This window comes from Streptomyces caatingaensis, from assembly GCF_001187435.1.
GTDB classification, from domain to species: Bacteria; Actinomycetota; Actinomycetes; order Streptomycetales; family Streptomycetaceae; genus Streptomyces; species Streptomyces caatingaensis.
This window is the reverse complement of sequence record NZ_LFXA01000018.1, coordinates 111798-129232: the sequence shown is the minus strand read 5'-3', so window position 1 is coordinate 129232 and position 17435 is coordinate 111798. Positions and strand designations below refer to the sequence as shown.

The window sequence follows — 17435 nt, the reverse complement described above, 5'->3', positions numbered from 1 at the left end:
CTCTGGGTATGCCCGCCACGGAAAACCCCTCCGGTCCCCAGGACACCGCCCCGCCCGGAGGGCCGCTGGACCCGCTGGCCGCCGCCACGGAGGCCACCCGGAGCCTCCAGGGCATGTCGACGGAGCTGACCGCGCGGATCCCTCAACTGCTGGAGGCCATGCGCTCGGTCGGCACCGGTCCGGAGCTGCACGGCACGCTCGACCGGATCGCCGGGACCGCCGCCGAGCTCGCCGACGCCCGCTACGCCGCCATCGCCGTCAGCCAGGCGGCCGACCCCGCCGGCGAGGGGCTCGCCGACTTCGTCACCTACGGGATCCCCGAGGAGGAACACCGCCGCATCGGCGCGGACGACGGCGGCTGGGGACTGCTGGGCGCCCTGCTGAGCCACAGCACGCCCCCCGGTGCTCCCGGTGACTTCCTCGCCGTCCCCATCCGCGTCGACGGCGAGATCTTCGGGAACCTCTACCTCACGGGCAAGCGCGGCGGCGGCGAGTTCGGCGTCGCGGACCTGCACATGGTGAAGATCCTCGCCACCGAGGCGGGCATCGCGATCGGCAACGCCCGGGTGTACGAGGAGGGCCGCCAGCGCATGCGCTGGATCGACGGCTCGGTGGCGGTCACCACGGCGCTGCTGTCCGGCAGCGACGCGGAGGACGCGCTGTCCGTCGTCGCCGAGCAGGCGCGCAGGCTCGCGGACTCGGCCGCCGGGATCGTCCTGCTGCCGGACGACGAGGGCGGGCTGGAGATGGTGGCCGTCGCCGCCGACGACCCGACGGACCTGCTGGGGACGGTGATACCGCCGCACAGCCCGGTCGTCGACCGGCTCCTCGCCGGCGAGCCGGTGTTCGTCGAGGACTCGGCCACCGACCCCCGCATGGTCACGGGCGTGGCCCCGCGCTTCGGGCCCAGCATGCTGCTGCCGCTCAAGAGCGGCGGACGGGTGCTGGGCACGCTCGCCATCCCCCGCGACCGGGGCGCCCGTCCGTACACCGCCGCCGAGCGCACCCTGGCGGGCCAGTTCGCCGCCCAGGCCGCGCTCGCGCTCGTCCTGGCCGAGGCGCAGCGCGACCGCGAGCGGCTCGCCGTCTACGAGGACCGCGACCGCATCGCGCGGGACCTGCACGACCTCGTCATCCAGCGGCTGTTCGCGACCGGTCTGCTGCTGGAGAGCGCCCAGCGCAAGGCGGTGGTGCCGGAGGTGCGCACCACGGTCGGCCAGGCCGTGGACGAGCTGGACGTGACCATCCAGGAGATCCGCACCGCGATCTTCGCCCTCCAGCAGGGGCCCGCCGAGGCGCCCGCCGGGCTGCGCACGCGCGTCCTGCGGGAGATCGGGACCGCGGCCGTGCCGCTCGGTTTCCAGCCCTCGGCGACGTTCGTCGGGGCCGTGGACGCCAAGGTCGGCGAGCGGACCGGGAAGAACCTGGTCGCGGCCTTGCGCGAGGCGCTGTCCAACGCCTTCCGGCACGCCCGGGCGTCGCGGATCGAGGTCGTCGTCGACGCCACGGCGCACCTGCCGGACGGCCGGGAGGCGGTGCGGCTCACCGTCGCGGACGACGGCGTCGGCATCCCGGAGGGCGGCCGGCGCAGCGGGCTGCGGAACCTCGCCAAGCGGGCCGAGTCGCTGGGCGGCTCCAGCACGTACGGGCCGGGGCTGGACGGGCGCGGGACGCGTGTGGTGTGGGAGGCGCCGCTCTAGCGGACACCCCCGGGGGGCGCGGGCCGGATCCTCCGAACGGTCCTCTGCGGAAGCGCGCCCCCGCGCTCCGCGTCACGATCACGTCCATGTGGCGACCGCGTCCCCATCGTCCACGCGTGGCGCGCCCGTGCCGGTCCCGCCGGCACGCGGTGGGCGCCTTCTGCGCCCTGTGCGCCGTGGTGTATCCGGTGCTCGCCTCCGGGCCCTCGGCCGCCGTGCGGGCTCCCGACCGGCTCGCCCGGGCCGGTGCCGACGTCTACCGGCTGGCCCGGGAGGAGGCGCTGATCAGGGAGCGCTACGACAGGGCCCTGCCCGCCGCGCGGGAGCGCAGGGCGGAGGCCGAGCGGCTGGCGCAGCGGCTCAGCGGGCAGCGGTTCGTGTCGTCGGTGCTGCGCGAGGACGCGGGCGCCGCCGCCCGGGCGCAGTACCGGACCGGCGGCTTCACCGCTCCGGACAGCCCGCGCTTCTCGGACGACCCCTTCGAGCTGCTGGCCCTCCAGGAGACCGACGCCGAACGCCGGGAGCGGCTGGCCCGCAGGCTGAGCGACGCCGACGACCGGGGCCGGGCCCTGGAGCGGGAGGAACGGGCGACGGTGTCCTCCTGGCGGGCGCTTGACCGGGACACGACGCTGCTGCGCAGGGCGCTGGGCGGAGCCTCCGGCCGGCTGGAGGCGGCGCGCGAGGAGCTCGACCGCACGGCCGCCGCCACGGTCGACGGCGGCCGCTGCTCCCCGGTGGACCGCGACGTGCTGGACACGGACGACGACGACCTGCGTCCGGAGGGGGAGCGGGGCGGGCGCCGCTGGACGCGCCCGGTGGTCTCGTACCGGCTCTCGGCCGGGTACGGCGGCTCCGGCGCGAACTGGTCCGGCACGCACACCGGACAGGACTTCGCCGTGCCCACCGGTACGCCGGTGCGCTCGGTCGGGCCGGGCACGGTGGTCGACGCGGGCTGCGGCGGGGCGTTCGGCATCAGCCTGGTCGTCCGGCACCCGGGCGGCTGGTACTCGCAGTACGCGCACCTGTCCGCGGCGCTGGTGGCGCCGGGGCGGCGGGTGCGGCCCGGGGAGTGGATCGGGCTCTCCGGGACCACCGGCAACTCCACCGGGCCCCACCTGCACTTCGAGGTCCGTACGAGCCCGGAGTTCGGCTCCTCGGTCGATCCGGTGGAGTGGTTGCGCAGGCGCGGTGTGGGCCTGTGAGGCCGCGCCGCCGGGTCGGTGAGGCCGTGTGCGCCTGCCGGGTGCGTTGCCGTGTTCGTCCTGCCGCGTTTCGCCTTGCCGCGTTCGTCTGCCGTGTTCGTTCCACGCGGCGGGCCGTGGCGGGGGCCATGGGGGGCTGTGGGGGGGGCTGTGGTCAGGAGCGGCCGTGCAGAATCCTTTCGATGACCTCCGCGACGCCGTCGTCGTTGTTGCCGGCGGTGCGGTGCGTGGTGGCGGCCAGGACGTCGGGATGGGCGTTGGCCATCGCGTACGAGACACCGGCCCAGCCGAGCATCTCCAGGTCGTTGGGCATGTCCCCGAACGCCACGACGTCCTCGGACGCGATGCCGTGCTCGGCGCAGTACCGGGCCAGCGTGCTGGCCTTGCTGACGCCGGGGCCGCTGATCTCCAGCAGCGCGGTCGGGCTGGACCGGGTGAACGAGCCATGGGCGCCGGCCGCCGCGCGGGCGCGGGTGAGGAAGTCGTCGGGCGCGAGCGCGGGGTGGTGGGCGAGCAGCTTGAGGACGGGGCCGCAGGGGCCGCCGTCGTACGCGCGGGCGTCCTCGGCGAGGAACTCCTCGGCGGTGGCCGCGACCGCGTCCTCGCTGAGCATGAACGGCGGGTACTCCGGCTCGTAGTGGAAGCCCGTGGTGCGTTCGACGGCGAAGGTCGTGCCGGGGACGGCGGCACGCACCATGTGGACGACGGCCAGGGCGTCGGCCCGCTCCAGCGGCCGGACCTCGACGAACCGGCCGCCGTCGCGCAGGTCCACGACGGCGGCGCCGTTCGCGCAGATGGCGAGCCCGTGCCCGTGGACGTGGTCGCTGGCCACGTCCATCCAGCGGGTGGGGCGGCCGGTGACGAAGAAGACCTCGATCCCGGCGGCCTCGGCGGCGGCCAGCGCGGCGACCGTGCGGTCCGAGACCGTCTTGTCGTCCCGCAGCAGGGTGCCGTCGAGGTCGGTGGCGATCAGCCGGGGTATCGGCTGTCTCCGGCGGCCGGCGGGGGTCTCGGGCTGCTCGGTAGCTGAAGTCACGCTCCCATTCTCGGCCACACGGTGCGGCGGGGCGCACGGGTGCGTGGGCGGTCGGTCGCGCCCCCGGACCGGGGACGCGACCCGGCGCGGGCTCAGCGGCCCAGCTTGTCGAGCGCCTCGGTGGCGATCCTTTCGAAGACCTGCTGGTCGGCGGCGAAGTCCGAGCCGGGAATGGGCCAGTGGACGACGATCTCCGTGAAGCCCAGGGCGTAGTGCTCGCCCGCGAAGTCGACGAACGCGTCCAGGGACTCCAGGGGACGGCCGCGGTCGGGGGTGAAGCCGGTGAGCAGGATCTTGTCCAGCTCGGCGACGTCCCGGCCGGCCTCCTCGCAGGCCGCGCCCAGCCTGGCCAGCTGGGTGCGGAGGGCCGCGCGGGACTGCTCCGGCGTGCCGCTCTCGAAGAGCTTGGGGTCGCCGGTGGTCACCCACGCCTGGCCGTGGCGGGCCGCCAGCCGCAGCCCGCGCGGGCCGGTGGCGGCGACGGCGAACGGCAGGCGCGGCCGCTGGACGCAGCCGGGGATGTTGCGGGCCTCGTCCGCCGAGTAGAACGTGCCGCCGTGGCTGACGGCCCCCTCGGTCAGCAGCCGGTCGAGCAGCGGGACGAACTCCGCGAAGCGGTCGGCGCGCTCCCGGGGCGACCACGCCTCCTGCCCGAGGGCCGTCGCGTCGAAGCCGGAGCCTCCCGCTCCTATGCCCAGGGTGACGCGGCCGCCGGAGATGTCGTCCAGCGAGATCAGCTCCTTGGCCAGGGTCACCGGGTGCCGGAAGTTCGGCGAGGTGACCAGGGTGCCCAGGCGCATCCGGGAGGTGGCCGTGGCCGCGGCCGTCAGGGTGGGAACGGCGCCGAACCACGGGCCGTCGCGGAAACTCCGCCAGGACAGGTGGTCGTAGGTGTACGCGGTGTGGAAACCGAGCTCCTCGGCGCGCAGCCACTGGTCGCGGCCGCCCTCGTGCCAGCGGCGGACGGGGAGGATCACGGTGCTCAGGCGATGGGGCGAGGTCATGCCCCGAGCCTACGGCGACGGTCGGACAGGGCCTTCGTCGAGGGCGGTGGCCACCGGTGGGGACCGGGGGGACCGGGGGCCTCCGGCGAGGGCGGAGGAGAGGGAGAATCGGGACAGGGAACCCGGCAGGACGTGCCCCCGCCGCCGCGGAGTCTGGGAGGTCACCGTGCGCGAGACCCGTTTCACCCCCGACCGCGGGCTGACCACCCGCATGGTCACCACGATGTTCTTCATCGGCCTGCTCTACGTGGTGTTCGTCGGCGTGCTGGTCGCGCTGCTGCGCGGCGCCTGGCCCATCGTGCTGCTGCTGGCGGGCGGTGTGTTCGTCGCGCAGTTCTGGTTCAGCGACCGCATCGCTGCGTACGGGATGGGCGCGCGGGAGGTCACCCCGCAGGAGGCGCCGGAACTGCACGGCGCGGTGGACCGGTTGTGCGCGCTGGCGGACATGCCCAAGCCGCGGGTGGCGATCGCCGACACCGATGTGCCCAATGCCTTCGCCACCGGGCGCAATCAGAAGAACGCCCTGGTCTGTGCGACGACGGGGCTGCTGCGCCGGCTGGAGCCGGAGGAGCTGGAGGGCGTGCTGGCGCACGAGCTCTCGCACGTGGCGCACCGGGATGTGGCGGTGATGACCATCGCGTCGTTCCTCGGCGTCCTGGCCGGGATCATCACCCGGATCGGGCTGTGGGGAGGGCTGCGCCGGGCCGGTGGACGAGATGCCAACACCGCCGTGCTGATGGTGGTGATTCCGCTGGTCAGCGCCGTGGTGTACGTCATCAGCTTCCTGCTGACACGGCTGCTGTCCCGCTACCGGGAGCTGTCCGCCGACCGGGCGGCCGCGCTGCTGACGGGACGGCCGTCGGCGCTTGCGTCGGCCCTCACCAAGGTCACCGGGGAGATGGCCAGGATCCCGACCCGCGACCTGCGGCAGGCCGAGCCGTTCAACGCCTTCTGGTTCGCCCCGGCCTTCTCCAAGGAGACGCTGAGCAGTCTGCTCTCCTCGCACCCCACGCTGGAGCAGCGGCTGGACCAGCTCGCCAGGATCTCGGTCCGGCTCGGGCGGGCCTGACGGGACACCGGCCGCGGGGCCGCGGGGCGGGCGGGCGGCAGGGTCGCGCGAGGCGCGGCCGGGTGGCAAACGCATGAGATGCGGGGCGGTCGGGGGAGGGCGGGACGGGGTACGGGCAGACAGGAGGAGGCGGGCAGCCACGAGGGGGCGGAGACCGCCGGAAGGAGCCGTGCAGCCGTGGGATTCCTGGATGTCATCCTCGGGCGCAGCAAGCCCGTCCGCCCGGATCTCGACCAGCTCTTCGGCCTGCCCTCCGCGGCCGTGACCCTCAAGGCCGGCGCCGGGCTGGACCCGACCGGGCTGGGGTCGGTGTGCTTCGCCAGTGTGGAGGGCGGGGCCTTCGACAGCGTGCGGCAGGAGGTGCGGGAGCTGCTGGACGCGGACGCGCACACGGGCGCGGCGCGTGCCGGGGCGCCCGTGGAGTTCAGCCGGGACGCCTACGGCTACACCTGGCTGCTCGCCCGCCACTCCCCGGAGGACACGGCGGGCCTGGTCAACGATCTCCATGCGGTCAACACACTCCTTCAGGAGGGCGGTTTCGGACCCCAGTTGCTGTGCTCCCTGATGACCTTCCACGACGCCCGGCAGCGGTCGCTGGGCCTCGTCTACCTCTACAAGCGCGGCACGTTCTATCCCTTCGCCCCGGTGCGGGGAGGAGGGGAGCGGCGCGACCACGAACTGGAGATCCAGGTGCGGGCGTTGCTGGAGGACGACCTGCGGATCGAGGGGGACCTGAGCCGCTGGTTCCCGGTGTGGGGCGCGCCGGGTCTGTGAGGCGCGCACCGCCGCGGGCGGCCGGGCGGCTGCCCTCTCCGCTCATCCCTGGTGCCGGGGCGCCCCCGCGGTCTTCCGAACGTCCTCCCTGTCGTCGCCCGCCGGGCCGGACGACGAGGCGCCGGCCGACTCCTCGCGAGGGGCTCCCCCTCGGGCCCGCCGGTACTCCTCGGCCGCCCAGCGGGCCCACTCCTCCCGCATGGCGGTGAAGCGCAGGCCGTATTCGAGGCTGAGGCGGCCGTTGGTCGACAGCGGGCCGTCGTCCCAGTCGATCTTCCGCTCCAGCTCCTCGAGCTCCCGGTGCTGGCGGGCCGCGCGCTCGGCCTCGCCGAGGAGGTAGGCGACGGCCTCGACCGGGGTGAGCCGGTCGAGGAAGAACACCCTCAGCAGGGCCTCGCTGCGCACCTTGCGCGACTCCTCCTGCAGCAGCCAACGGCGCAGTTCCGCCAGGCCGCTGTCGGTGATCGCGTACTCCTTGCGCCCGCGGGGGCCTTCGGAGGCCGCTTCCAGCAGGCCCTCCTTCGTCAGCTTCGCCAGCTCGCCGTAGACCTGACTCTGCGTGGCGGGCCAGACGTTGGCGAGGGACGTCTCGAACGTCCGCATCAGGTCGTAGCCGCTGGCGGGGCGGTCGGCCAGCAGGCCCAGCATCGCGTGTCTCAGGCTCATGCCCTCACCCTACCTTCCAGCATTGACACGTCAAGGATGGACGTTCTAAATTCGACGTGTCACAGTTGGAACGTCGGCGAGCGGCCGACCGGACCCGGACCCGATCGGCTGAGGAGACTCCCATGGACTACTTGCGCGGCTTCATCGCCTGGATCGCCTTCGCGATCGCGTCCTCGTTCGGCTTGCAGTGGGGCGCGGCGGCCGGGCTGGTCTTCGCCGTCGGGGTCCTGGTCAACGAACTGCGTTCCGGCACGCCTGCCGAAGCGCTCATCCTGGACAGCAGCGCGGCCCTCTTCTTCGTCATCCTCAACGTCCTGGCCTTCGCCGTACCCGCCGGTCCCCTCGGGGAGTACGCCGGTGCCCTCTCCCTGGGCTGGCTGGCCCTCACCGCCTGGGGCACGATCGCGATCGGCCGCCCCTTCACCACCGGAATAGCCAAGCGGCAGGCCCCGCCCGCCGTATGGGAGACGCCCGTCTTCCGCCGGATCAACGTCGTGATCACCAGTGCCTGGGCCACCTCCTTCACCGTGACCGCCGCCTCCGTGGCCGCGATCCACGCGGCCGGCCTCGGCGGTGTGGCCGCTCAGCTGGTGCAGATAGTCGGCTTCGTCCTTCCGGTGGCGTTCACCCGCCACTACGTCAAGAACGCCCGGGCCCACGGCGCCGCCGCCCGCGTGGTGACGCCTTCGGTGCGGTGACACCGGCCGGGCGGCCGACGCGCCCGGCACCTATCCCTCCTCAAGAGCCTCGTGAGCACCCCTGAAGGAGCGCAGCATGACAACGGCCCCCGCCCACCTCGCGGGCAACTTCGCACCGGTCACCGAAGAGCTGACCGCCCACGACCTCCCCGTCACCGGGGCGATCCCGCCCGAGCTCAGCGGCTGGTATCTGCGCAACGGCCCCAACCCGCACGACGCGGCCTCCGGCCACTGGTTCTTCGGCGACGGCATGATCCACGGAGTCCGCCTGGAGGGCGGACGGGCCACCTCCTACCGCAACCGCTGGGTGCGCACCTCCACCTTCACCCACGGCGCCCGGATCCACGACGGGCGCGGCGGCATGGATCTCACGGCGGGCGTCGCCAACACCCATGTGGTGCGGCACGCGGGACGCACCCTCGCCCTGGTGGAGTCCTCCTTCCCCTACGAGGTGGACTGCCGCCCGGGGCGCGAGCTGGAGACCATAGGCGTCTACGACTTCGGCGGACGCCTGGTCACACCGATGACCGCCCACCCCAAGACCTGCCCCGTCACGGGAGAGCTCCACTTCTTCGGCTACGGCATGGTGAAGGCTCCCTTCCTCACCTATCACCGGGCAGGGCGGAGCGGCGAGTTGGAGATCAGCAGGCCCGTGGACGTCCAGGGCCCCACGATGATGCACGACTTCCATCTCACCGCCGGCCACGTCGTCTTCATGGACCTGCCCGTGGTCTTCGACGAACAGCGGGCCCGCGGGGCGGGCGGCGGCATGCCCTACAGCTGGGATCCGGCCTATGGCGCGAGGCTCGGGGTGCTGCGCCGGGACGACCCTCATGGCGAGGTGCGCTGGCTGCCGATCGATCCCTGCTACGTCTTCCACGCGCTCAACGCCCACGACGAGGCCGGCGCCGACGGTGAGCGGATCGTCCTGCACGTCATCCGCTATCCGCACTTCGCGGCCCCTGACCTGGGACCCGCCCACGGCACGCTCTGGCGGTGGACGCTCGATCTGTCGAGGGGGACGGTGACCGAGGAGCAACTCGACGACCAGCGATGCGAGTTCCCGCGCATCGACGACCGGCTCGCCGGGCAGTCGGCCCGGTACGGTCACGTCACGGTGGCCGAAAGCCCCTCATCCGCCGTTCCCCGGGGCGAGCTGCTGCGCTACGACCTGCGGACGGGTTCCGTGGCCCGCCACATATTCGGTCCGGGCCGCACTCCGGCCGAGGCGTCGTTCGCGCCGGCGGACGACCGGCCGGGCGGCCCCGGGTGGCTGATCACCTACGTCCACGACGCGGCGAGCGACACCAGCGACCTGGTGATCCTCGACGCCGAGGACCTGGCCGCTCCGCCGGTCGCCGTCGTCCACCTGCCGCAGCGCGTGCCCTACGGATTCCATGGCAACTGGCTGCCGGACCGCTGACGTTGCCGGCGCGGCGCGGCGAGGGCGTCCATGGCCCGGCTCCGAACCTCGCGTTCGGCGGCGGCGGCGATGAAGGCACTCGTGGCCTCCTCCCCGGTACCCACCAGGGCCTGGACCTCCCGGACGGTGGCAGGGGGCAGGCGGACTACGGTCCACCCGTCGTGGAGGGCGCGCCCGTCGCCGGGGTCACCGGGGGCACCGGGATTGCGGAGGTCGGGGGGCTCGGTGGCGGGGGCGCCGCGGGAGACGGTCGCGTCCGGGCGGACGGGTCCGCACGGCGTGCCTGGCCCGCCCGATCCGCCCGGCGAACCCGATCCGGACGGCCCGCCCGGCTCACCCGGGCCTTCCAGCTCCGCCGAGTCCTCCAGGCTGTCCACATGGCCCACGTCGTCCCGACCGGTCAGGCCGTCCAGGCCGTCCAAGCTGTGCAGGCCGTTCACGCCCTTCACGCCCTTCATGCCGTCCAGGGCATCCGGTGCGTCGGGGTCTGCGGAGGAGGACTCGGCCAAGTGGTGGCGGAGGTGGCGGACGGCGAACGTCCGCATCGCGCGGGCGAGTTCGGCGTCCACCGTCTGGCGGGCGAGGGGGCGCAGCCGGCGCACCAGGTCGGCGGCCTGGGCGGCGACGTCGTCGCTCGGCGGATGATCGAGATAGGGGCGGAAGACATGTTCGGTGGTGAAGTCCAGGAAACGGGCCGCGATGTGCTCGACCTGGGAGCGCAGTTCGCGCAGGTGGGCGGAGACCGCGGTCAACGGGACGCCCGCAGCGTGCAGTTCGGATGCCACGGCCAGCAGCCGGGGGCTGGGGGCGAGGAAGACGTCCGGGGTGTCCGGGAGCCGTTCGAGGACGCCCAGTTCCACGGCCTCCTCCAGGGCGCTCTCGTCCGGGCCGCCGAAGGTCTCGGTCAGGTCGGCGCGGTCGACGCGGACGGGGCGTTCGTCGGTCCAGGGGCCGTCCACCTCGGCGACCAGCCCGAGGACGCCGCCCAGTCCCCGGCCGGTGTCCCAGGCGTCCAGCAGCTCCTTGATGCTGGCCAGGGTGTAGCCGCGGTCGAGCAGACCGCCGATCTGGCGGAGCCGCGCGAGGTGGTTCTCCCCGTAGACGTTGGCCCGGCCCCGGCGTTCGGGCTTCGGCAGCAGCCCCCGGTCCAGGTAGGCGCGGATGGTGCGGACGGTGGCACCGCTGCGGTGGGCCAGGTCCTCGATCCGGTACACCGGCTGTTCGGTCACGCGTCGCTCCTCGTCCATCACCGTGGGCCCCGGCGGGAGACCGGGGGCGGCCTAGGAGGCGGCCGCGCCCTTCGGGCCGCCGCCCGCGCCCCGGGCCGCGGGCGAGACCGCCAGGTAGTCGACCGCCCTGCTCAACGACCCTTCCTGCGAGGGATGGTACGAGCGCCGGAGGTAGCGCGGGATCGCGGCGCCCAGCTCGCGCCAGGTGGGCAACAGCCCTTTCTCGATGGCCCTCTTGTGGTGCCGGAGGGTGTACCGCAGCCGCCCCGCGAGCCTGGGGTCGTGGCGGATCAGGTAGGACGCCCCGGCCGCCCACATGTAGGTCAGCACCGGAGCGGTGATCGCCATGCCCAGCAGCCGGCGGGCGTAGCGGGCGGGTTCCTCGCCGCCGCAGTGCTGGAACATGTCGAAGGCGACCGAGCGGTGCTCCACCTCCTCCGCCCCGTGCCAGCGCAGCAGGTCGAGCATCACCGGGTCCGGCTCGGCGCGGTCGAGGGCGTCGGCCCGCAGCACCCAGTCGCCGAGCACCGCGGTGAACTGCTCCGTCGCCGCCACCACCGACAGCCTGAACCGCAGCCAGGCCCGGTCGGAGACGCGCAGGCCGAACGGGGGCCGCTCACCCAGCAGCACGTCGAAGAGGTATTCCACGTGACGGGTGTAGGCGGTGGTGTCCAGGCCCTGGTGGGCGAGGTGGTCGAGCACGTAGGAGTGCTGGACGCTGTGGGTGGCCTCCTGGCCCATGAAGCCCTTGACGTCCTTGAGCAGTTCCTCGTCGCGCACCAGCGGAAGGGCCTCCTTGAAGACCTTGACGAACCACCGTTCGCCGGCGGGCAGCAGCAGGTGCAGGACGTTGATGACGTGGGTGGCGGTCGGCTCGTCCGGTATCCAGTGGAGCGGCGTCTCGCGCCAGTCGAAGCTCACGCGCCGGGGCGCGATGCGGTAGCCGTCGGTCATGTGCGGGTTCCTCCTGCGAAGGTCCGGCGGGGTCCCGTCCCGCCGTGGCGCGGGCCGGGGTGGTCAGAACCGGGGGTCGAGCCGGGCGACGGAGCGCCGCAGCCGGGGGGCGAAACGGGCGAGGAGGCGCAGGCCATGGGCCTCCGGCGCCACCGGCACGACGGCCCGGTCCTCGTACACCGCCCTGAGGACGGCGTCGGCGACCCGCTCCGGCGGGTAGTTCCGCCGGCCGTAGAGCCGGGTCACCCGCTCGCGCAGCCGGCGCTGCTCCTCCTCGGGGACGCCGGTGAAGAGGGTGGTGCTCGTGATCCCCGTGGCCACGACGCCGGGGCAGACGGCGGTAACTCCTATGTCGAGGCCGGCCAGTTCGGCGCGCAGGCATTCGCTCAGCATCAGCACCGCCGCCTTGGAGGTGCCGTAGGCCGAGAGGGTGCGGGAGGGCTGGAAGGCGGCCGCGGAGGCGGTGTTGACGATATGGCCCCCCTCGCCGCGCTCGGCCATCTGCCGGCCGAAGACGCGGCAGCCATGGATCACACCCCAGAGATTGACGTCCAGGACCTTGCGCCAGACGTCCTCCGGGGTCTCCAGGAAGGGTCCGGAGACGCCGATGCCCGCGTTGTTGACCAGGATGTCCACCACCCCGTACTCGGCGGCGGTGCGCGCCGCGAGCTTCTCCATGGCCTGCCCGTCCGAGACGTCGGCGCACTCGGCCCACGCCTCCGGGGCCCCGGTCAGCCGTGCCAGCTCGGCCGTCCGCGCGGCGCCCTCCGCGTCCACGTCGACCGCCACGACCCGCGCCCCGGCCTCGGCGAAGGCGAAGGCGGTGGCCCGGCCGATGCCGCTCGCCGCCCCCGTCACCAGCACCAGGCGGCCCGCGAAGCGCTCGGCGTAGCGGTCGCGCGGGGGCCGGCGGCGTGCCGGGGAGGCCGTGCCGTCCTGGTGGGCCGAGGCGAACGAGGCGATCCACTCGGCCAGTTGGCCGGGCCGGGTGCGCGGTACCCAGTGGCCGGCCCGGAGGGTGCGCCGCTCCAGGCCGGGGGCCCAGCGTTCCAGGCCGTCGTAGAGCCGCTCCGACAGGAAGGCGTCACCGGTCGGCGTGATCAGCTGCACGGGGGCGTGCGCGTAGGCGTCCTCGCGCGGACGGCGCAGTCTCGGGCGGACGTTGTCGCGGTAGAGCCAGGCGCCGTGCGCCGCGTCCGAGGGGAGCGACGGGGTGGGGTAGGGCCCCCGGGGCACCTTCTCGAGCCGCTCCAGCAGGGCCGGCCAGCGCTTCCCCAGTGGCCCCCGCCAGGCCGCCTCGGGAAGGAGCGGGGTGTGCAGGGCGTAGACGTACCAGGACTTGGCGCCCTGCCGCAGGAGATGGGCGGCCCGCCGCGGGGTGGGCCGGGCGGCACGCTCCTTGATCCAGTGCCCGAAGTGGTCCAGCGACGGCCCGGAGACGGAGGTGAAGGACGCGATCCGGCCCTGGGCACGGGCGGCGGTGACGAACTCCCAGCCCTGCACCGACCCCCAGTCGTGCCCGGCCAGGTGCACGGGGGCGTCCGGGCTCAGCGCGTCCACCACCGCGAGGAAGTCGTCGGTGAGCCTCTCCAGGGTGAAACCGCCGCGCAGCGGCCGGGGAGCGGTGGAGCGGCCGCAGCCGCGCACGTCGTAGAGGACGACGTGGAAGCGGTCCCGCAGCCGTGCGGCGACCTCGGACCACACCTCCTTGCTGTCGGGGTAGCCGTGCACCAGCACGACCGTCGGGTCGGCCGGGTCGCCCAGTTCGGCGACGCACAGCTCGACCTCCCCGGAGCGCACCCAGCGCTCCCTCGCCCCCTCGATCCCCCTGCCGCCGCCGGTCATCGTCCGGTCCTCCCCTCTCCACGCCGCACATGCGGCAGGTCGTCGTCGAGCCAGAAGGCGCTCTCCTCCGGGTCGCGGGAATCGGTGACCACGAGCAGCTCCTCGAACTTGGCGCCGGTGCCCCGGAATCCGAGATGCGGCTCGACCGCCCACAGCCCCGGCACGGGCGGATGGTCCGATCGCCGGTGCGGGCTCCACAGCGGTGACCAGCCCTCCCGGTGGCCGTGGGCCAGGTCGGCGGCGAGCCCCTTGAGGGCCTGTGCGCCGAACCCGAGGACGTGCGGCGACCAGCGGCGCTCCGCGACCCGGCCGACCTTGTGCGCGATCACTCCGAAGGGATACGCGCGATGACGGTTCACGTAGCCCTGCCGCATCATGAGACGGTCCACGTCCTCGTAGATCTCGCGCAGCGTGCGCCGTTCGCGCACCTCGCGGAGCACCAGGTCACGATGGTCGCGCAGGTCGTCCAGGAGCCGTGTGTGCAGCGGGTTCGGCCCGAGCGACCCGGAGTAGCCGACGTCGGCGGTGAAGCCGTGGTGGACGGGGGCCAGGTCCAGGATGAAGGGCATCCCCGGCTCCAGCCGGCGTCCGGTCGGGAAGAACTGCGCGGGCACCCGGAAACCGGCGAAGGCGGTGCGGTCGCCGAACCATGCGAAGGGCAGGTGGAACCAGTCGCGGACCCCGCGCAGGCGCAGCCACTGCCGCAGCATCCGGGCCGCGTCGCGTTCGGTCGTCCCCGGCCGGAGCCGGGCCGCGACGGCCTCGGCGCAGTCGTAGGCCAGGCGCTGCACGTTCCGGAAGCCGGGCAGGTCGAGTCCGCCGCTGTCCATCTCCAACCACCCGTTCGCGGAAGGGAAGTTGCCACTGATGAATGTGACAATGCACGGGGGCCGAGTCAAGGGGCGGTGCCTGTCCTCCTCGTCCTTCCGGCCCCGACCCCTACGGGTGGGTCAGACCCGAGGAGTACGCGCAAGCCCTCATCCGGGCTGACGTCTCCCGGGGCCCGCGCCACTACCGTCGAGGACGTGACTGTGATCGCCACCGAAAGCCTCAGCAAGCGGTTCCCCCGGGTGACCGCGCTGGACCGGCTCTCCGTTGACATCGCTCCCGGAGTGACCGGGCTGGTGGGCGCCAACGGTGCGGGCAAGTCCACGCTGATCAAGATCCTGCTGGGGCTCTCCCCGGCCACCGAGGGCCGTGCCGAGGTGCTCGGCCTGGACGTCGCCGCCGAGGGTGCGGCCATCCGGGAGCGCGTGGGGTACATGCCGGAGCACGACTGCCTGCCGCCGGACGTGTCGGCGACGGAGTTCGTCGTGCACATGGCACGGATGTCCGGGCTGCCGCTCACCGCCGCCCGGGAGCGCACCGCCGACACCCTGCGCCACGTCGGCCTCTACGAGGAGCGCTACCGCCCGATGGGCGGCTACTCCACGGGCATGAAGCAGCGGGTCAAGCTGGCCCAGGCGCTCGTCCACGACCCCCGCCTGGTCCTGCTGGACGAGCCGACCAACGGCCTCGACCCCGTCGGCCGTGACGAGATGCTGGCCCTGATCCGCCGCGTCCACACCGACTTCGGCATCTCGGTGCTGGTCACCTCGCACCTGCTCGGCGAGCTGGAACGCACCTGCGACCACGTCGTGGTGATCGACGGCGGCAAGCTGCTGCGGTCCTCCGCCACCAGCGACTTCACCCGGGCCACCGGTTCCCTGGCCGTCGAGGTCACCGACACCGACGCCCACCCGGACGGGACGGCCGCGCTGCGGGCGGCGCTGTCCTCCGCCGGTCTCACGGTCCAGCCGGCCTCGGGCGACGGGCGGTTCGCCCCCGGCGGCGCCGGGCCGGTGCTCCTCGTCGACGTCGCCGGGGACGGGACGTACGACGTGGTGCGGGACGCGGTCGCCGGGCTGGGCCTGGGCCTGGTGCGCATGGAGCCGCGCCGCCACCGCATCGCCGAGGTCTTCCGCGCACCCGGCACCCCGGAGCACAACAGCGCGCAGAAATGGGGCAGTTCCGATGCCGACTGAGACGACCGCCGCGCCCGCGCAGGGCGTGATCCACAACATCGGCTACCGCGACTACGCGGGGCCCCGCCTGGGGCGGGGGTACGCCCGCCGCGCGCTGTACTCGCAGAGCCTGCGCGGCGCCTACGGACTGGGCCGCTCGGCCCGGTCCAAGGTGCTGCCGATGACGCTGTTCGCCGTGATGTGCGTGCCCGCCGCGATCGTCGTCGCCGTCGCCGTCACCACGAAGATGGACCGACTGCCCCTGGAGTACACGCGGTACGCGATCCTGCTCCAGGCCGTCATCGGCCTCTTCCTGGCCGCCCAGGCGCCTCAGTCGGTCTCCCGGGACCTGCGCTTCCGGACGGTTCCGCTCTACTTCTCGCGGCCGATCGAGCGGGTCGACTACGTGGTGGCCAAGTTCGCCGCGCTGGCCTCGGCGCTGTTCGTCCTCACGGCCGCACCCCTGCTGATCCTCTACGCCGGCGCCCTGCTGGCCAAGATGGGCTTCGCCGCCCAGACGAAAGCCTTCGCCCAAGGACTGATCTCCGTGGCTCTGCTGTCCCTCTTCTTCGCCGGCATCGGCCTGGTGGTCGCCGCCCTGACACCGCGCCGCGGGTTCGGGGTCGCCGCCGTCATCGCGGTGCTGACCATCTCCTACGGTGCCGTCAGTACGGTCCAGGGCATAGCCCTCGCCCGTGACAACACCGATGTCATCGCCTGGCTCGGCCTGTTCTCGCCGATCACCCTGATCGACGGGGTCCAGACGGCCTTCCTCTCCGCCACCTCCGCCTTCCCCGGCGGCCACGGGCCGGGCACGGGGGCCGGGGCGGTCTACCTCCTGGTCGTCCTCGGCGCCGTCGCCGCCTCCTACGGCCTGCTGATGGCGCGCTACCGAAAGGCCGGGCTGTGACCGAGATCCGTATCGACCGCGTCTCCCGCTGGTTCGGCAACGTCGTCGCCGTCAACGACGTCTCCATGGCCATCGGCCCCGGAGTCACCGGGCTGCTCGGCCCCAACGGCGCCGGGAAGTCCACCCTCATCAACATGATGGGCGGCTTCCTGGCCCCGTCCAGCGGCACGGTCACCCTCGACTCCACGACGATCTGGGGCAACCAGGAGATCTACCGGCACATCGGCATCGTCCCCGAGCGCGAGGCGATGTACGACTTCCTCACCGGCCTGGAGTTCGTGCGGGCCAACGCCGAGCTGCACGGGCTCCCCGCCTCCGCGGCCCGGCGCGCCCTGGCCACCGTCGAGATGGAGTACGCCCAGGACCGCCGGATCTCCACCTACAGCAAGGGCATGCGGCAGCGGGTCAAGATGGCCTCCGCCCTCGTGCACGACCCCTCGGTCCTCCTGCTCGACGAGCCGTTCAACGGGATGGACCCCCGCCAGCGCATGCAACTGATGGATCTTCTGCGGCAGATGGGATCCGAGGGCCGCACCGTGCTCTTCTCCTCCCACATCCTGGAGGAGGTGGAGCAGCTCGCCGCCCACATCGAGGTGGTGGTGGCCGGGCGGCACGCCGCCTCCGGCGACTTCCGCAGAATCCGCCGGCTGATGACCGACCGCCCGCACCGCTACCTGGTCCGCTCCAGCGACGACCGGGCCCTGGCCGCGGCCCTGATCGCCGACCCGTCGACGGCGGGCATCGAGGTGGACGTCGCAGAGGGCGCCCTGCGCGTCCAGGCGGTGGACTTCGGCCGTTTCACCGCCCTGTTGCCGGCCGTGGCGCGGGCCCACGGCATCCGGCTCCTGACGGTCTCGCCCTCCGACGAGTCCCTGGAATCGGTCTTCTCCTACCTCGTCGCGGCCTGAACGGAGGCGCCGGA

Annotated in this window: 15 protein-coding genes and 1 pseudogene; 9 read left to right on the top strand and 7 right to left on the bottom strand. The window is 73.5% G+C overall.

Annotated features, from left to right (window positions below):
- Positions 1 to 8: 8 nt before the first annotated feature.
- Together AC230_RS27250 and AC230_RS34420 are read left to right on the top strand one after the other, a co-directional pair.
- Complete coding sequence (locus AC230_RS27250) at positions 9 to 1700, top strand: GAF domain-containing sensor histidine kinase (RefSeq protein WP_078871616.1); 1692 nt, start codon at positions 9 to 11, stop codon at positions 1698 to 1700.
- Positions 1701 to 1816: 116 nt separating this feature from the next.
- The gene (locus AC230_RS34420) at positions 1817 to 2902 is read left to right on the top strand and encodes a M23 family metallopeptidase (RefSeq protein WP_049719020.1); all 1086 of its coding nucleotides are present in this window, start codon (positions 1817 to 1819) and stop codon (positions 2900 to 2902) included.
- A gap of 154 nt (positions 2903 to 3056) precedes the next feature.
- Here the strand turns inward: AC230_RS34420 and AC230_RS27240 are convergent, their stop codons facing one another.
- Positions 3057 to 3938, bottom strand: a complete 882-nt coding sequence (locus tag AC230_RS27240) for an HAD family hydrolase (RefSeq protein ID WP_049719019.1) — start codon at positions 3936 to 3938, stop codon at positions 3057 to 3059.
- Between the two features lie 92 nt (positions 3939 to 4030).
- Positions 4031 to 4942, bottom strand: a complete 912-nt coding sequence (locus AC230_RS27235; protein WP_049719018.1) for an LLM class flavin-dependent oxidoreductase — start codon at positions 4940 to 4942, stop codon at positions 4031 to 4033.
- Positions 4943 to 5108: 166 nt separating this feature from the next.
- Between AC230_RS27235 and htpX the strand changes: the two genes are divergently transcribed.
- Both htpX and pspAB read left to right on the top strand, forming a co-directional pair.
- The gene (gene htpX, locus AC230_RS27230) at positions 5109 to 6011 is read left to right on the top strand and encodes a zinc metalloprotease HtpX (RefSeq protein ID WP_049719017.1); all 903 of its coding nucleotides are present in this window, start codon (positions 5109 to 5111) and stop codon (positions 6009 to 6011) included.
- Positions 6012 to 6188: 177 nt separating this feature from the next.
- Positions 6189 to 6785, top strand: coding sequence for a PspA-associated protein PspAB (gene pspAB / locus AC230_RS27225; protein WP_049719016.1), 597 nt, complete (start codon positions 6189 to 6191; stop codon positions 6783 to 6785).
- A 42-nt stretch (positions 6786 to 6827) separates the two neighbouring features.
- Here pspAB and AC230_RS27220 read toward each other — a convergent pair whose 3' ends face one another.
- Positions 6828 to 7451, bottom strand: a complete 624-nt coding sequence (locus tag AC230_RS27220; RefSeq protein WP_078871614.1) for a PadR family transcriptional regulator — start codon at positions 7449 to 7451, stop codon at positions 6828 to 6830.
- A 122-nt stretch (positions 7452 to 7573) separates the two neighbouring features.
- Between AC230_RS27220 and AC230_RS27215 the strand changes: the two genes are divergently transcribed.
- Together AC230_RS27215 and AC230_RS27210 are read left to right on the top strand one after the other, a co-directional pair.
- Positions 7574 to 8149, top strand: coding sequence for a hypothetical protein (locus AC230_RS27215; RefSeq protein WP_049719015.1), 576 nt, complete (start codon positions 7574 to 7576; stop codon positions 8147 to 8149).
- 76 nt (positions 8150 to 8225) lie between these two features.
- Entirely contained in the window at positions 8226 to 9572 is a 1347-nt protein-coding gene (locus tag AC230_RS27210; protein WP_049719014.1) for a carotenoid oxygenase family protein, read from the top strand.
- 479 nt (positions 9573 to 10051) lie between these two features.
- Here the strand turns inward: AC230_RS27210 and AC230_RS34775 are convergent.
- The 4 genes and pseudogenes from AC230_RS34775 to AC230_RS27190 form a co-directional block, all read right to left on the bottom strand.
- Positions 10052 to 10819: pseudogene (locus AC230_RS34775) on the bottom strand (MerR family transcriptional regulator); the annotation flags it as partial.
- Between the two features lie 33 nt (positions 10820 to 10852).
- Complete coding sequence (locus AC230_RS27200; RefSeq protein ID WP_049719012.1) at positions 10853 to 11755, bottom strand: metal-dependent hydrolase; 903 nt, start codon at positions 11753 to 11755, stop codon at positions 10853 to 10855.
- 63 nt (positions 11756 to 11818) lie between these two features.
- Positions 11819 to 13600 carry an SDR family oxidoreductase gene (locus tag AC230_RS27195; protein ID WP_049719011.1) on the bottom strand — a complete coding sequence of 594 codons (1782 nt, stop codon included), beginning with the start codon at positions 13598 to 13600 and terminating at the stop codon, positions 11819 to 11821.
- Positions 13597 to 14430 (bottom strand): M24 family metallopeptidase, encoded by an 834-nt coding sequence (locus tag AC230_RS27190; protein WP_049719010.1) that lies wholly within the window; start codon positions 14428 to 14430, stop codon positions 13597 to 13599. The genes AC230_RS27195 and AC230_RS27190 overlap by 4 nt, the downstream gene beginning before the upstream one ends.
- A 201-nt stretch (positions 14431 to 14631) precedes the next feature.
- Here AC230_RS27190 and AC230_RS27185 point away from each other — a divergent pair, with 201 nt between their 5' ends.
- Genes AC230_RS27185 through AC230_RS27175 form a run of 3 tightly spaced genes read left to right on the top strand, consistent with a single transcriptional unit; the run spans position 14632 to position 17421 of the window.
- Positions 14632 to 15624 (top strand): ABC transporter ATP-binding protein, encoded by a 993-nt coding sequence (locus AC230_RS27185; protein ID WP_049719009.1) that lies wholly within the window; start codon positions 14632 to 14634, stop codon positions 15622 to 15624.
- A complete protein-coding gene (locus AC230_RS27180) occupies positions 15614 to 16513 on the top strand; it encodes an ABC transporter permease (RefSeq protein WP_049719008.1) in 900 nt (299 codons plus the stop codon). Before AC230_RS27185 ends, AC230_RS27180 begins: the two co-directional genes overlap by 11 nt.
- Positions 16510 to 17421, top strand: coding sequence for an ABC transporter ATP-binding protein (locus AC230_RS27175; protein WP_049719007.1), 912 nt, complete (start codon positions 16510 to 16512; stop codon positions 17419 to 17421). The genes AC230_RS27180 and AC230_RS27175 overlap by 4 nt, the downstream gene beginning before the upstream one ends.
- Positions 17422 to 17435: the final 14 nt, after the last annotated feature.